13 protein-coding genes are annotated in these 13,996 nt (G+C 64.8%); 8 read left to right on the top strand and 5 right to left on the bottom strand.

Going from position 1 to position 13,996, the window contains the following annotated elements:
• Nucleotides 1-23: 23 nt before the first annotated feature.
• Genes IVB31_RS25585 through IVB31_RS25570 form a run of 4 tightly spaced genes read right to left on the bottom strand, consistent with a single transcriptional unit; the run spans nucleotide 24 to nucleotide 4,674 of the window.
• On the bottom strand, nucleotides 24-965 hold the full coding sequence (locus IVB31_RS25585; protein WP_247329332.1) for an ABC transporter permease: 942 nt from the start codon (nucleotides 963-965) through the stop codon (nucleotides 24-26).
• Nucleotides 966-975: 10 nt separating this feature from the next.
• The gene (locus IVB31_RS25580; RefSeq protein WP_247329329.1) at nucleotides 976-2,052 is read right to left on the bottom strand and encodes an ABC transporter permease; all 1,077 of its coding nucleotides are present in this window, start codon (nucleotides 2,050-2,052) and stop codon (nucleotides 976-978) included.
• 22 nt (nucleotides 2,053-2,074) lie between these two features.
• Nucleotides 2,075-3,577: an ABC transporter ATP-binding protein gene (locus IVB31_RS25575; RefSeq protein ID WP_247329327.1), complete on the bottom strand. Its 1,503-nt coding sequence runs from the start codon at nucleotides 3,575-3,577 to the stop codon at nucleotides 2,075-2,077.
• A 17-nt stretch (nucleotides 3,578-3,594) separates the two neighbouring features.
• Nucleotides 3,595-4,674, bottom strand: a complete 1,080-nt coding sequence (locus IVB31_RS25570) for a BMP family ABC transporter substrate-binding protein (RefSeq protein ID WP_247329325.1) — start codon at nucleotides 4,672-4,674, stop codon at nucleotides 3,595-3,597.
• A gap of 370 nt (nucleotides 4,675-5,044) precedes the next feature.
• Between IVB31_RS25570 and IVB31_RS25565 the strand changes: the two genes are divergently transcribed.
• The 5 genes from IVB31_RS25565 to IVB31_RS25545 all read left to right on the top strand — a co-directional run bounded on the left by IVB31_RS25565 (nucleotide 5,045) and on the right by IVB31_RS25545 (nucleotide 11,817).
• Nucleotides 5,045-5,722 (top strand): isochorismatase family cysteine hydrolase, encoded by a 678-nt coding sequence (locus IVB31_RS25565; protein ID WP_247329322.1) that lies wholly within the window; start codon nucleotides 5,045-5,047, stop codon nucleotides 5,720-5,722.
• Nucleotides 5,723-5,875: 153 nt separating this feature from the next.
• On the top strand, nucleotides 5,876-6,748 hold the full coding sequence (locus IVB31_RS25560) for a xanthine dehydrogenase family protein subunit M (RefSeq protein WP_247329320.1): 873 nt from the start codon (nucleotides 5,876-5,878) through the stop codon (nucleotides 6,746-6,748).
• Nucleotides 6,745-9,060 carry a xanthine dehydrogenase family protein molybdopterin-binding subunit gene (locus tag IVB31_RS25555; RefSeq protein WP_247329317.1) on the top strand — a complete coding sequence of 772 codons (2,316 nt, stop codon included), beginning with the start codon at nucleotides 6,745-6,747 and terminating at the stop codon, nucleotides 9,058-9,060. The genes IVB31_RS25560 and IVB31_RS25555 overlap by 4 nt, the downstream gene beginning before the upstream one ends.
• Nucleotides 9,053-9,541 carry a (2Fe-2S)-binding protein gene (locus tag IVB31_RS25550; protein WP_247329313.1) on the top strand — a complete coding sequence of 163 codons (489 nt, stop codon included), beginning with the start codon at nucleotides 9,053-9,055 and terminating at the stop codon, nucleotides 9,539-9,541. The genes IVB31_RS25555 and IVB31_RS25550 overlap by 8 nt, the downstream gene beginning before the upstream one ends.
• Nucleotides 9,538-11,817, top strand: a complete 2,280-nt coding sequence (locus IVB31_RS25545) for a xanthine dehydrogenase family protein molybdopterin-binding subunit (RefSeq protein WP_247329310.1) — start codon at nucleotides 9,538-9,540, stop codon at nucleotides 11,815-11,817. The genes IVB31_RS25550 and IVB31_RS25545 overlap by 4 nt, the downstream gene beginning before the upstream one ends.
• A gap of 4 nt (nucleotides 11,818-11,821) precedes the next feature.
• Here the strand turns inward: IVB31_RS25545 and IVB31_RS25540 are convergent, their stop codons facing one another.
• Nucleotides 11,822-12,325 (bottom strand): XRE family transcriptional regulator, encoded by a 504-nt coding sequence (locus IVB31_RS25540; protein WP_247329307.1) that lies wholly within the window; start codon nucleotides 12,323-12,325, stop codon nucleotides 11,822-11,824.
• On the opposite strand from IVB31_RS25540, the gene IVB31_RS25535 reads away from it, so the two are divergent.
• Genes IVB31_RS25535 through IVB31_RS25525 form a run of 3 tightly spaced genes read left to right on the top strand, consistent with a single transcriptional unit; the run spans nucleotide 12,326 to nucleotide 13,973 of the window.
• Nucleotides 12,326-12,955 (top strand): hypothetical protein, encoded by a 630-nt coding sequence (locus IVB31_RS25535; protein WP_247329303.1) that lies wholly within the window; start codon nucleotides 12,326-12,328, stop codon nucleotides 12,953-12,955.
• Between the two features lie 6 nt (nucleotides 12,956-12,961).
• A complete protein-coding gene (locus tag IVB31_RS25530) occupies nucleotides 12,962-13,366 on the top strand; it encodes a cupin domain-containing protein (protein WP_247329300.1) in 405 nt (134 codons plus the stop codon).
• Nucleotides 13,367-13,388: 22 nt separating this feature from the next.
• The gene (locus IVB31_RS25525) at nucleotides 13,389-13,973 is read left to right on the top strand and encodes an SRPBCC family protein (RefSeq protein ID WP_247329297.1); all 585 of its coding nucleotides are present in this window, start codon (nucleotides 13,389-13,391) and stop codon (nucleotides 13,971-13,973) included.
• The last annotated feature ends 23 nt before the right edge of the window (nucleotides 13,974-13,996 follow it).

Raw genomic sequence — 13,996 nt, 5'->3', positions numbered from 1 at the left:
GATGAGGCCCCGCAGCTTGAAAGCTACCTTCGTTCCTCGCGGACATGTGGCTGGCCGAGCGCGCCCGGCTCCTGACTGCCGCGGCTGTCCTTGGCGCCGACCCAAATCATGACGGCGATGGTCGCGAGATACGGCGTCATCAGCATCAGATATTGGGGCACCTGGATGCCGGCTGCCGCGACGTGCGGGATCAGCGCCTCGATGCAGCCGAACAGCAGCGCGCCGGCGAGCGCCGGCCAAGGCGCCCAGCGCGCGAACACCACCAGCGCCACCGCGATCCAGCCGCGGCCGCCGGTCATTCCCGTGACCCATAATTTGACGCTGACCACCGAGATGTAGCCGCCGGCGAGCCCGATCAGCGAGGAGCCGGCAACGATGGCGAGGATGCGATGCAGCGTGATGCTAACGCCGGCGGCGTCGGCCGCACCCGGGTTTTCGCCGACCGCGCGGATGCGCAAGCCCAGCATGGTCTTGAACAAGAGAAAGTTGACCGCGATGAATATCAAGATGGTGAGATAGACGACGGGATCCTGCATGAAGAAGATCCGCCCGATGATCGGGATTTCCGACAGCGGCCAGATCTTCAGCGGCGCGAGCCCGCTCAACTGCTTGTTCTGCCACTTCGCCAGCGTGCCGATCAGTCCGGTCAGGCCCTGGCAGAAGAACACCACCGACAATCCAGCGATCACCTGGTTGATGCGCAGCACCACCACGAGCACCGCAAACAACAGCGAAACCACGCTCGCCGCCGCCATCGCGGCCAGCAGCGCGACCGCGGGATGACCGACGAACAGCAGCGAGGTCCCGGCGCCCGCCAGCGCGCCGATCAACATCAAGCCTTCCGCGGTGAGATTCAAGACGCCGGAGCGTTCCGCCACGATCAGGCCGAGAGCGGCGAGCGCGTACGGTACCGCGGTGACCGGTGCGTTGGCAATCCAATTGATCAGGAAGTCGCCCAGGTTCACGGGGATACCTTTATCGAAGCCAGCGGATGCGGTGGCGGATCAAGAATTCCGAGGACGCCACCGCCATCACGATGATCGCCTCGATCATCTGCACCATCGTGAGCGGAATCTGGTAAAACACCTGCAGCGTCTGTCCGGTAATGAACAGCACCGCGATCAGGAAGCCGACGACCGCGACGACGACCGGATCGTTGCGGGACAGGAATGCGATCAGCACGCCGGAAAACACATAGCCGTTGGCGTAGGACTGCGTGAGGCGGCCTTCCTGGCTCGCGACATTGACGAAGCCGGCAAGACCGGAGCAGGCGCCGGAGGCCGCGATGATCCACAGCGTCGCCGCCTGCACGGGAACGCCGACGATTTTCGCCATCCGCGGATTGGCACTGATGAAGCGGGTGTAGAAGCCGATGCGGCTGAGATGGATCAGCCAGCCCGCCGCCAGCACGCCGGCGATGGCGATCAGCAGACCGCTGTTGATGCCATAGCCGATATCCCCCAATCGCTCGAAGGGGCGGAGCGGGGAAGATTGCGGGAACGCCGTTTTGGCGTCCTGCCAAGCGCCGTACAGGAGGTGAAACAGGAAATACATCGCGACATAGTTCAGCAGCAGCGTTGCGATGATCTCGTTGACGCGAAAACGACGTTTCAGGAATACCACCAGCAGCACCCACAGCGCGCCGCCCAGCGCCGCGGCCGATCCCATCAGCAACAGCCGAGTCGCCTGCGGTCCGACGTCATAGATCGAAATTGCCGCGGCAAAAATTCCGCCAAATATCATCTGGCCTTCGATGCCGAGATTCCAGAAGCCGATGCGGAACGCGAGGCTGGCGCCGAGCCCGACCAGAATCAGCGGCGCGGCCTGCACCAGCACGCCGCGCAGGTTTTCTGCGGTCAACACGGCGGCAAGTTCGCTCGCCAAAGTCAGAGGCGGGATGCCTGCCGCAGCAAGAATGGCGAGTGAAATCGCGAGCCCGAAGACGAGTGATGAACCGACGAAGGCCGTTTGCTTCCACGGCGACAGGTCCTGGCGCACGTCGAGGGTGAGGCGGCCGAGACCGCGGGAGGCAGCGGGAGCAGGGGAGATCAAGGGATCCGCTTGGCGTGAGAAATCATCCATGATCGACCATAGCACGGCCGATCGCCTGGCGGTCCGCCGGGCGCTCGAATTCGCCGACGATGGCGCCCCGGCTCATCACGCCGATGCGGTCCGACAGACTCAGGACTTCGTCGAGGTCCTCGCTGATCAGCACGATCGCGGCACCGCGTTCGCGCGCCGCGATCAAGCGCTGATGCACGGCGGCGCAGGCTCGCGCGTCGAGCCCGCGGCTCGGGCTGTGCGCGACCACGACCTGGGGCTGTCTGCTGAATTCGCGCGCGATGACGAGCTTTTGCGCGTTGCCGCCGGACAAGAGCGAGGCTTTCTGGCCGACGCTGCGGACGCCCTGGACGTCGTAGTCCTTGACGGCAGTGGCAGCATCGCGGCGCATCGCCGCGCGATCCAGCTTGATGAGGCCGCCGTAACGGCCGGAACGGATCTGCGCCACCGCGAGGTTGTCCGATATTGGCAGGCTGCCGGCCAATGCGTAGGTATAGCGATCGGCGGGGATCGCGGCGATTGCAGCCTCGCGGCGCTTGGCCTGGCTGGCGCGGCTGATGTCGCCGGTCCCATCGAGCCAGATTTCACCCGACGACGGTTCGATGGCGCCGATCAGCGCTTCGGCGAGTTCGGCCTGGCCGTTGCCGCTGACGCCGGCGATGCCATAGATCTCGCCGGCGCGAATGTGGAAGCTGGTGTTGTTGAGCATAGTGCGGCCGTCGCCGCGTGTGTAGCAGAGGGCGCCGACATTGAGCTTTGTCGGTCCGCCCTGGTGCGGCGTCCGCACCGGCAGCGGCAACGTTTGGCCGACCGTCAGCTCGGTCAGCTCTTCCGCGCTCGATTTGCGCGGGTCGAGCGTTGCGACCGTCTTGCCGCCGCGCATGATGGTCACGGCGTCGGCGAAACGCTTCACGTCCTGCAGCTTGTGCGTCACCAGGACCACCGCAGTACCGGAGCGCGCCAGCCGTTGGACGATCTCGAGCAGGCCGACCGCTTCCGCGTCGGTCAGAACCGCGGTCGGCTCGTCGAGGATGAGAATTTTCGCACCGCCGACCAGCACCTTGACGATCTCGACCTGCTGCTGCTCGGCCACCGTCATGGTCTCGATGCGCCGGTCGGGATCGATGGAGAATTTGAGTTCGCCGACCTGCTTCTCGATCGCGGCGCGGATGTTGCGGATGCCGGAGGCGAAATGTGGCCGCGGATTGGCCAGCAGAACGTTCTCTGCCACGGTGAATGGTTTCACCAGCTTGAAGTGCTGATGCACCATGCCGATGCCGTGCTGGCGCGCGGCCGCCGGGCCGCTCAGCGCAATCGGAACGCCGTCGATGGAGATCGATCCGGCGTCCGGCGCGTAGAGCCCGGCGGCGACGTTCATCAGCGACGATTTGCCGGCGCCGTTCTCGCCCAGCAGCGCGTGCACCTCGCCGGCCCGGCTCTCGAAGGACGCGCCGTCGAGAGCCAGGGCCCCGTCGAAGGATTTTCTGATCCCGACGAGTTTCAGCGCAGATGCCATCAGCGGAGAGTGCTCGCTTATTTCTGGGTAATGACACCTGGAATGTACCAGTCCATCTTCCAGAAGCCGCCATCGTCGAGCGAGGCATTGGCCGCGACCCGTTCGGTGCCTGCGATGTCCTTGATCGGCCCGGTGAAGATCTTCTTGCCGGCGATGATGGCGTCGCGTTCGGCCATCACCTTGTCCACCACCTCCTTCGGTACCGCGGCGTTGCAGCAGGCGATGTCGGTGCCGCCCTCCTTGATGCCGGGGAAGGCGCCATACGGGCTCGGCTCCCAGTTGCCGGCCGCCACCTTCTTCAGTTCGGGCGCCAGGAATTTTTCCCAGGTCCAGGCTGAGGAACACAGCGTTGCCTTCGGCGCGAATTCGCGGAAGTCGCGGTGATGTCCGGTGCCGTAGATGCCGCGCTCCTGGGCGACGATCTGCGGCGTCGGGGTGTCGACGTGCTGGCCGATGACGTCGATGCCCTGGTCCGCCATGGCCTGCGCCGCGGCGCGTTCCTTGACCGGATCATTCCAGGCACCGGTGAAGACCACCGTCGTCGTCGCCTTGGGATTCATCTTCAATGCGCCCATTTCGTAGGCATTGATGGTCCAGTTTACCGGGCCGATTGGATGCGCGGCGACGAAGCCGAGCTTGCCGGTCTTGGACATCGCGCCGGCGACCATGCCGCAGAGATACTGGCTCTCATAGGTGCGGCCATAGAAGGATTCGAGGTTCGGACCGTTGGTGGTGCCGGAGGCGTTGAGGAAGGCGACCTTCGGGTATTTGTTCGACAATTCCTTGAACGTATCGGAATAGCCGAACGCCGTGCCGATGATGACGTTGTAGCCGCGCTGGATGAAGCGTTCGGCCGCAGGTGTGATCTGTCCCGCGACTTCCGGCACGCCTTCAACGTAGACAATTTGCTGGTCGAGCGACTTCTCGACCTTCACACGGGCTTCCTCGAAGGCCTGCGTCCAGCCGCCGTCGGATTTATCCATGAAATACAGGAACGCGATCTTCGGCGGTGCGGGCAATGTGAACCCGGCCGCATAGGCAATCGCCGCGCCGCCGGTCAGGGCAGCAGCAAGAACAGGAATGTAAGTCCAGCGCATCACGCAAATCCTCTAGCTGTGCGAATTTTTCGGCCGCATGAGGCGGACGTTCGAAAATCGTCGCATTGTTGGAAAAAATAGCACGCCGATTGTTTAGTCACCCTCGACCCATTCGCTGGGCATCCCCTCCTCGTCTTGTCGTCACGCGGCCAGTGTCGGCCGCTGCAGGAATTGAGGACGCACCGCGCAAGCTCCGTCCCCTTCCAATCCGGGTATTGGCGCAGCCGCCGGCTTCGCGTCTGGTCGTAGGAGACGGGCCGGCGGCTGGCCGAGCACAATCGAGAAAAGGTGCATGTCTGGCGGGCGTACGGCCTGGATATTGCTTCGCCCGCGCGATGCGGAGCGTAGTGGGTTTCGGCGGGAGAGCGTGATGAAGGCTTACGTGTACGGCGCAAGGCGCGATTTGCCACGGGGCTTTGAGGATTTCACCACTGCCGCGCGTTCGGCGATCGTGTCGGTCGACATGCATCAGGGGCATCTTGCCGATACGCCGGAGTGCCCCTGTCCCGCGCCGCGCGCGCGGGAGATCGTCGCGCCGATCGACGCGTTTCATGCGGCGGCACGCCTGGTCGGCGTGCCGGTCATCCACGTCAAATCGGTGCTGCGCAAGGGCGGCGTCGACGACATCGCCGGCATTCCGTCGGCATGGCGGCGGACCTTTCCGCTCCATGTCGGTCCGATTGCCAATTCCGATGCGCACGCGATTGAAGGCTCGCGCTGGACGGAATTCGTGACCCAGGTCGAACCACAGGATCTCGTTGTCGCCGGCAAGAAGCGGCTGTCGCCGTTCTTCGCCACCGACCTCGACTTCCTGCTGCGCCAGATGAACGTCCGTACGGTAGTGCTCAACGGCGGCATGACAGATTGCTGCATTCTCAACGCGGCCTTCGACGCCAGCAATCTCAGCTATCGCGTGGTGGTCTTGCGCGACCTCGTTCGTGGCACCGACGAGGATATGGAGGACGCCGCGCTGAAGATGGTCTCGCTGCATCTCGGCGTGGTGACCGACGCCGCCGACCTGCTCGAGCAATGGCGGAGCGGCCGATAGAGGCGCGGGCGCAAGCGAAGGGCTCACGGATCCGGAGAGGATGCCGGACGCGTCCTTGCGCCCGTTCTCGATGGCTTTGAACCAGCCCATGCAAGCTCGTCATCGTGATTGGTGGACACCCGGGCATCGTCATGTTAATCATGTTAAATAATATTGAGCAAGGTTAAAAATGTGAAGCCGGCGGCGTTCGACTATTTCAGACCCGCGAGCCTTTCCGACGCGCTCGCATTGCTCGCGAAGTACAAGGACGACTGCAAGATTCTGGCCGGCGGGCAGAGCCTCGTGCCGGCGATGAATTTCCGTCTCGCGCGGCCCGCAATCCTGATCGACATCAACGATATCGCTGAACTTGATTACGTTCACGCGGACGATCGCGGCCTCCATATCGGCGCGCTGACCCGCCACGCTGCGTTCCACCGGCGCGTCGTCGACGGCCCGCTGGGCGCGCTCTTTTCCGCCGTCGCGCGTCACATCGCGCATTATCCGATCAGACAGCGCGGCACCTTTGCCGGAAGCCTGGCCCATGCCGATCCGGCATCCGAATGGTGTCTCCTCGCCACCACGCTCGACGCCACGGTGGTTGCGAAAAGCGCGCGCGGCGAGCGGGCCATCGCGATCGGCGATTTCTTCAACGGCACGTTCTCGACCGATCTCGAGCCCGACGAGTTGCTCGCCGAGGTTCACCTGCCTCCGATGGGGCAGGGCTGGCGGACCGGCTTCTACGAATTCTCGCGGCGCGCCGGCGATTTCGCGCTCGGCATGGCGCTGGCGGCGCTACGGATCGAAGCCGGTGTCGTTCGCGAAGCACGGCTGGGCGTCGGTGGCGTGTCCGACCGCGCGATCCGGTTGCGCAAACTCGAGGAGCGGTTGGTCGGAGGTGCGGCGTCGCAGGAGATGATCGACACGATCGCCCGCGAGGCGTGGGCCTCGGTCAGCCCGATCGGCGATATCCACGCTACGCCGGAATACCGGCGCGATCTCGTTGCCACTGCCGTCAAGCGCGCGCTGACCGAGGCTGCCGCATGAATTGGATCGGGCGATCGCTGCCGCGGCTGGAGGATCCGTCGCTATTGAAGGGAAACGGCAGCTACGTCGCCGATCGCATCGGCAATGCCGCCTCCGTCCGGTTCGTCCGCAGCCCGCTCGCGCGCGGAGCGATCACCGGCATCGAGATTCCGTCGGGGACAGTGGTGTTTACCGGACGCGATCTATCCGGCGTCAAGCCGATCCGGCCGATCCTCCACCGTCCCGACTATGTCGCGATCGGCCAGCCGGTGTTGCCGGTGGACCGCGTCACCTTCTGCGGACAGGCCGTCGCCGTCGTGGTCGCCGAAGATCCCGCCCGCGCCGAGGACATCGCGGACCGGGTCTTCGTCGACATCGAGGGGGAGAACGCGATCGTCGATCTCGACGCCGCATTGGCGACCGGTACCGCGCCGGTCCACCCCGAGGCCGTCTCGAACGTGCTGGTCGAAGGTCGAATGAAGACGGCGGGCCTCGACACGGCCTTCGAGGAAGCCGCGGAGATCGTGACGCTGGAGTTGCGCTCGCACCGGCAATCTGCCGCGCCGATGGAAAATCGCGGCGGCGTTGCGGTCTATGATGTTGCATCGGGACGGGTGACGCTGACGGCATCGGTGCAGATGCCGCATATGCTGCGGACAGGCATCGCTGACGCGCTGGGCATGACTGAGTCGGATTTGCGTGTCATCGCACCCGACGTCGGCGGCGGCTTCGGCCAGAAGATGTCGCTTTTTCCGGAGTATGTCGTGCTGGTCTGGTTGGCGCGAAAATTGAAACGCGACGTCGCCTGGATCGAGGACCGCCGCGAGAACTTTACGGCCTCCGCCCACGGCCGCGACCAGGCGTTCAGTCTGCGCGGCGCCTTTGCCAAGGACGGCAGACTGCTGGGGCTCGACGCGGATCTGCGCTCCAATGTCGGGGCGTTCTCGTGCTATCCCGTGACCTGCGGCGTCGAGCCCTTGATGGCATTGGCCGAATTGCCGGGGCCCTATGACCTTGCGGAATATGGGGTCCGTTCCCGCGGAGTGACCACCAATACCTGCATGATGGCACCGTATCGCGGCGTGTCGCGGCCGATGCTGACGTTTTCGATGGAACGCCTGATGGAGGTCGCGGCCACGCGCCTCGGCATCGACTCGGTGGAGATCCGCCGCCGTAACCTCATCACCGCGTTTCCGCACCGCTCGCCAACCGGACTCGTCTACGACGAAGGCAGCTACCTCCAGGCGATGGAGGCCGCGGCCAAAAGCGTCGATCTGCCGGCGTTCCGGGCGCGGCAAGCCGCGGCGCGCTTGCGTGGACACTTTCTCGGCGTCGGCTTTTCCGTGTTCAGCGAACGCACGGGGTATGGCACGCCAGCCTATGCCGCGCGCGGCATGGAGATCGTGCCCGGCTACGAAATCGTCGATTGCACGATGGATCCTTCCGGAGACGTGGTGCTGCGCATCGGCTCATCACCGCATGGTCAGGGCCTGAAAACCAGCCTCGCGCAACTGGTGTCGGATGAGCTCGGCATCGAGCCCCACCGGATCAGGATCATCTCCGGTGACACTGACGCTACGCCCTACGGCTGGGGCACCTTCGCCAGCCGCTCGATGGTCATCGCCGGCGGCGCCTCGAAACTGGCCGCGGGCAAGGTCGCCCACAAGCTGAAGACCATCGCCGCGCAGCTGATGGAGACGACCGCCGAAAGCATTACGCTGGAGAACGGCTGGGCTCGGGTCAGCAATTCCAACCAGGCGACGGCAATCGGCGTGCTGGCGCGCGCCGCCTATCACCAGAGCCACCGTTTCAAGGGCCTGTCGCCGGGCCTGCACGAAAGTGCCGTCTACGATCCCGGCGGCACCTTTTCGAACGCCTGCCACGTTGCCATCGTCGAGGTCGACATCGAGACTGGCGGGACCAGGATCGAACGCTTCATCGTGGTCGAGGACGCCGGCGTGCTGATCAATCCGATGATCGTCGACGGCCAGATCGCCGGCGGCGTCGCGCAGGGCATCGCCAACGCGCTGTTCGAGGAGATCATCTATGACGAGAGCGGAAATCTGCTGACGGCATCCTTCGCCGATTATCTGCCGCCGACCTCGGCCGAGGTGCCGGAGATTGAAATCATCCACATGGAGACGGTGTCGCCGGAGAGCATCACCAAGGCCAAGGGTGTGGGCGAGGGCGGCGCGATCGGCGCGCCGGCCGCGGTCGTCAACGCCATCGTCGACGCGCTGTCGCCGTTCGGCATCCAGTTGTTTGAACTGCCGGCGACGCCGCAACGCATCCGCGAGCAGCTGCGCCGTGCCGGAGTAGCGACCCATGGCTAGCAAGTTCAACATCGATCTCACCGTCAACGGCAAATCTCATGCGGTGTCGATCGAGCCGCGCCGGACGTTGGCCGACGTGCTGCGCGATGACTGCGGCCTGACCGGGACCCATATCGGCTGCGAGCACGGTGTCTGCGGAGCCTGTACGGTGCTGGTCGACGACAAGCCGGTCCGCTCCTGCCTGATGTTCGGCGTGCAGGCCGAGCGCAAGGCCGTCCGCACGGTGGAAGGGCTTGCTGACGGCGACACCCTGCACCCGCTGCAGCAAGCGTTCTGGGAAAATCACGGGCTGCAATGCGGCTTCTGCACCCCCGGCTTCCTGATGCTCGCGGCGGGCGCGCTCGAGGAAAACCCCGACATGTCGGATGACGAGATCAGGGACGTGTTGTCGTCGAACCTCTGCCGCTGCACCGGCTATCAGAACATCGTCAAGGCGGTCCGGATCGCCGCGCGCGCATTGCGGGCAGGACCGCGCGCATGAGCCATATCGGCCGGTCGTTCCGGCGCATCGAGGATGGTCCGCTGCTGCTCGGCAAGGGCTCGTTCGCTGCCGACTGCAATGCGCCCGGCCAGCTCCATATGCGCGTGGTGCGTTCGCCGGTCGCCTTCGGACGGATTCTTGGGGTCGAGACCGCGGAGGCCGCGGCACTCGAAGGCGTCGTCGCGATCTGGACGACCGACGATGTTGCCGAGCTGCCGCCGATCGACTTTCGCCAGATGGGCCTCGAGGCGCTTGCGCCCTACCGCCAATGGGTTCTGGCGCGCGATTATGTGCGCTATGTCGGCGATCCCGTAGCGGTGGTCGTCGCCGTCGATCCGTATGTCGCGGAAGACGCAGCCGATCTCGTGTTCTGCGATATCGAGGAGCTCGCGCCGCAGCTCGATGCCACCGCGGCGCCGAGCGCGTTCATGCCTGACATTCATCCCGGGCTGTTGTCGGAACCCGCGGTGCTCCGCCGCGCCTATGGCGATGTTGATGCGGCTTTCGCCGCGGCTGACAAGATCGTCGCGCTGGAGGTCAAGGTCGGACGCCACACCGGCGTGCCGCTGGAGACCCGCGGCGCGCTCGGCGTCTACGATGCTGACAAGGACGTGCTGACGCTTTATGGCGCCGCAAAAGTGCCGCACTACAACCGCGACGCCATCAGCCGGATGCTAGGCCTCGGCGAGGGCCGATTGCATCTCAGCGAGGGCCATGTCGGCGGCGGCTTCGGCATTCGCGGCGAACTCTATCCGGAGGACGTGCTGGTCTGTGCCGCGGCACTGCGGCTGCGGCGCCCGGTGAAATGGATCGAGGACCGCAAGGAGCATCTGCTCGCGGCCAACCATTCGCGCGACCAGGTCTACCGGCTGCGCGCCGCCGTCGATCGACGAGGATTCATCCTCGGCCTCGAGGCGGAATTCTTCACCGATCAGGGCGCCTATGTGCGCACCCACGGGACCACGGTGACCGATCTGTCGGCGGCGATGTTGCCTGGTCCCTACGTCATTCCCGCGTACGCGGCCGTGGGGCACATCCGTCTCACCAACAAGACCCCGGCCGGCACCTATCGCGCGCCCGGCCGTTACGAATCCACCTTTGCCCGCGAGCGGCTGATCGACAAGATCGCGACCGAACTCGATCTATCGCCGGTCGAGGTGCGCCGCGTCAATTTCATCGCCGCCGAGGCGATGCCATTCGATCGCGGCATCAAGACGCTTGGCACCGGCGTCGTCTACGATTCCGGGCAGTACCGCGATCTGCTCGAGCGCGTGCTTGATCGTCTGAGCTACAATCAGCTGCAGGACGAACTCGCCGCGCGCCGCGATCGCGGCGAGCTTGTCGGGTTTGGCGTCGCCTGTTTCGTCGAAAAGAGCGGCCTCGGGCCACAGGATCTGGTCCGGATCACGGTCGATGGCCGCGGAACGGTCGAGATCGTGACCGGCGTCGCCTCCGTCGGTCAGGGCGTCGAGACCGTGCTGGCGCAGATTTGCGCCGAGACGATTGGAATTCCGATCGAACGGATCAACGTGATCCATGGCCAAACCGACCGGATCGAGATCGGATTCGGTGCCTTTGCTTCCCGGGTGACGGTGATGGCGGGTTCAGCCGTGAAGATCGCGTCCGAAGCGTTGCGTGACCGCGCGCTCGAGGCGGCGGCGGGGCTGCTGCAGACGACGCCCGATGCGCTGAAATTGTCGGACGGCATGGTCGAGGCAGTCAGCGGCGGAGCTTCACTGCCGCTTGGCGAGATTGCGCTGCATCTCAAGGATTCCGGCGGCCTCACCGGCGAGGGCCGCTTCGTTGCCGGCCATATGACCTATCCTTACGGCGTCCATGCGGCCCAGGTGAAGGTCGATCCGTCGACCTGCGGGATCACGATCGAGCGCTATCTGGTCGGCTATGACGTCGGGCGCGCCGTCAATCCGATGCTGATCGAGGGCCAGATCGTCGGGGGAGCGGCGCAGGGCATCGGTGGCGCGCTGCTGGAGGAGTTCGTCTACGACGAGAATGGCCAACCGCTGGCGGCGAGTTTTGCCGATTATCTGATGCCGACCTGTCATGAGGTGCCGGAGATCGAGGTTTTGCTGCGCGAGGATGCACCGTCGCCCCTCAATCCCTTGGGCGTCAAGGGAGCCGGTGAGGCCGGCATCAATGCCGTTGGGGCCGCGCTGGCTGCCGCGATCGACGCTGCGCTTCAAAAGCCCGGGGCCGTGACGCAGCTTCCGATCACGCCCGCCCGACTGCACGAGATTCTGCGAGGGCCGCGATCATGACATCTCATTCACGGTCGAGGTTGAACCACAGCGTGCGAACCTTGGTCTTGCCGTGGTTCCAGATCTTGTGCTTGCGGCGGGAGCTGTAGGCGATGAGATCGCCCTGGCGCAGCACGTGCTTGGTCCCGTCGACTTCGACGGTCAGTTCGCCCTGGAGCACAAAGCCATACTCGAAGCCGTCGTGGGTAATGGGATGCTCGGCGCTTCCCGTGTGTGGGGCGTATTCGTTGACGGCGACCGAGACGCCGCGGGAACGGTCTTCGCGCATCAGCCGACGCACGACATGCTGCGCAGTCTCGACCGTGCGCGCCTCCGAGGCGCGCACCACGATTTTCTCCTCGCCCTCGGCACCGTTGACGAGCAGGTCCGACATCGCAACCCCGAGCGCGCTCGCGATCACGATCAGCGAGCCTATCGACGGCGAAGCGCGACCGCGTTCGACGAGGCTGAGCATCGAGGTCGAGACGCCGGAGACGTCGGCGAGTTCCTGCAGCGTCAGACCGCGCACTTGCCGCAGCTCCCGGATCCGGACTCCGATCGCGGCCAGGGTATTGGCGGTGGTTTCGGCGAGCTCACCCGACAGGGCGGCGGCATTGTCGATTTTCAAGTCAGTCTCGGATTCGCTCATGCCTACCGCTCCCGGCGTCGTTTCGCTCTTGTCGTGCGCATCGCGATATTGCGCAACTTCAAATTTTTGACTATAGTCAAAAATAATTTAGTAATATTCAAAAAGGCAATGATGCCCGATCTCCCGATTCCCCGTGTGCGTGTCATCGACAGCGCGGTTGGTTGTCCAGAAATACCGATCGTTGAGGGCGAGGGCAACGCGAAGGTTGTGCTGTCACCGCACAATGGCGCCACGTTCCGCAGCTTCCAGCTTGTCACACTCAAGGAAAATGCCCGCACCATCAGCCTGCGCCACGTGTCGAACTGCGTCTACTACGTGATCGAGGGTGCCGGCGCCATTGTCGATGCAGCGGCGGGGTCACGCATCGATCTCGCCGAGGGGCACATGGTGCATATCGATGCCGGCGACCTCTATCGGATCGAAGCAGGCGCGACCGGCATCAAGGTGCTCGGCGGGCCCTGTCCACCGGATCCGAGCCTTTACGCCAACATGACCTCGGGCGAGGGCTGACGCGCAATGGCCATTCGTCTGTTCCACCGCGATCATCCCACCCTGCGGCTGCCGCTGATCTCAAAGGACGCGCGCTTCGTGATCTGGCCCGGCGTCGACGCCTGGGACGCGAACCTCAACTACGTTCTCCTCGAGGCCGGCGAGGGCAACGTTCCCCACGTTCACACGCTGTCGGAGGATACGATCTTCATCCTCGAAGGCGAGGGGACCGTCTACGATTACACCAATGACATCGCGCTGCCGTTCCACGCGGGCTGTGTCGTCCATGTCCCCGTCGGCATCAAGCATGCGGTCAAGGCCGATCGCGGCACCAATACCGTCAGCGTCGGCGGACCGGCCCCGGCCGACGTTCCGCTGTTGAAAGCGGCCGGCGCGCTGCCGGCGGATGCCAAGCCGCCGCAGGCGAAATGAAGGCGGAGCCGCGAACCGAGCCATGAAGTTGCACCAGGAATTCGTCATTGCGCGGCCGATCGACGAGGTCTGGAGCTTTTTTCGCGACGTTCCGCGCGTCGCAATGTGCGTGCCGGGCGCCGAATATATCGGTCCCACAGACGATGCTCGGCATGCCGGCAAGGTCTCGGCCAAAGTGGGTCCGTTCCAGGCGAGTTTCGAAGGAGAGGCCGATGTTCGCTATGACGAGGCGACCAAGTCGGTCGCGCTCGAAGGCAAGGGCGTTGACCGCAAAGGCGCTAGCCGCGGCAAGATGTCGATGGCCTGCACGCTGAAGGAAAGCGGAGCCGGCACCGCGATCGTCGTCGATTCCGACGTTCAGCTGTCCGGCACGATCGCGCAATTCGGCCGCACCGGGCTCATCACCGAGATCGCCAACGCGTTGGTCGCCAACTTCGTCACCAATGCCGAGGCTGCGATCGGCGCGCGCGGGACGACGGTGGCAAGCGAGCCGGATGTGGCGGCGAGTCCGTCCATTCCGTCGGGAGCCAAGCCGATCGGCGCTGTTGCGCTGCTGATGCTGGCGCTGCGCGGGCGCTTCAAATCCCTGTTTCGCCGGACCGCGTGAGTGGTCGTGCCGCTATTTGACGG

The sequence above is a fragment of the Bradyrhizobium sp. 21 genome, assembly GCF_023073335.1.
Classification (GTDB): Bacteria; Pseudomonadota; Alphaproteobacteria; order Rhizobiales; family Xanthobacteraceae; genus Bradyrhizobium.
The sequence above is the reverse complement of the archived record's forward strand: the minus strand, read 5'-3'. Positions and strand labels throughout refer to the sequence as shown.

What these genes read in the sequence shown, in the direction of transcription:
- IVB31_RS25575 (WP_247329327.1), bottom strand. Translation starts at nt 3,577, where the DNA reads ATGGCATCTGCGCTGAAACTCGTCGGGATCAGAAAATCCTTCGACGGG.
- IVB31_RS25570 (WP_247329325.1), bottom strand. Translation starts at nt 4,674, where the DNA reads ATGCGCTGGACTTACATTCCTGTTCTTGCTGCTGCCCTGACCGGCGGC.
- IVB31_RS25565 (WP_247329322.1), top strand. Translation starts at nt 5,045, where the DNA reads ATGAAGGCTTACGTGTACGGCGCAAGGCGCGATTTGCCACGGGGCTTT.
- IVB31_RS25555 (WP_247329317.1), top strand. Translation starts at nt 6,745, where the DNA reads ATGAATTGGATCGGGCGATCGCTGCCGCGGCTGGAGGATCCGTCGCTA.
- IVB31_RS25550 (WP_247329313.1), top strand. Translation starts at nt 9,053, where the DNA reads ATGGCTAGCAAGTTCAACATCGATCTCACCGTCAACGGCAAATCTCAT.
- IVB31_RS25545 (WP_247329310.1), top strand. Translation starts at nt 9,538, where the DNA reads ATGAGCCATATCGGCCGGTCGTTCCGGCGCATCGAGGATGGTCCGCTG.
- IVB31_RS25530 (WP_247329300.1), top strand. Translation starts at nt 12,962, where the DNA reads ATGGCCATTCGTCTGTTCCACCGCGATCATCCCACCCTGCGGCTGCCG.
- IVB31_RS25525 (WP_247329297.1), top strand. Translation starts at nt 13,389, where the DNA reads ATGAAGTTGCACCAGGAATTCGTCATTGCGCGGCCGATCGACGAGGTC.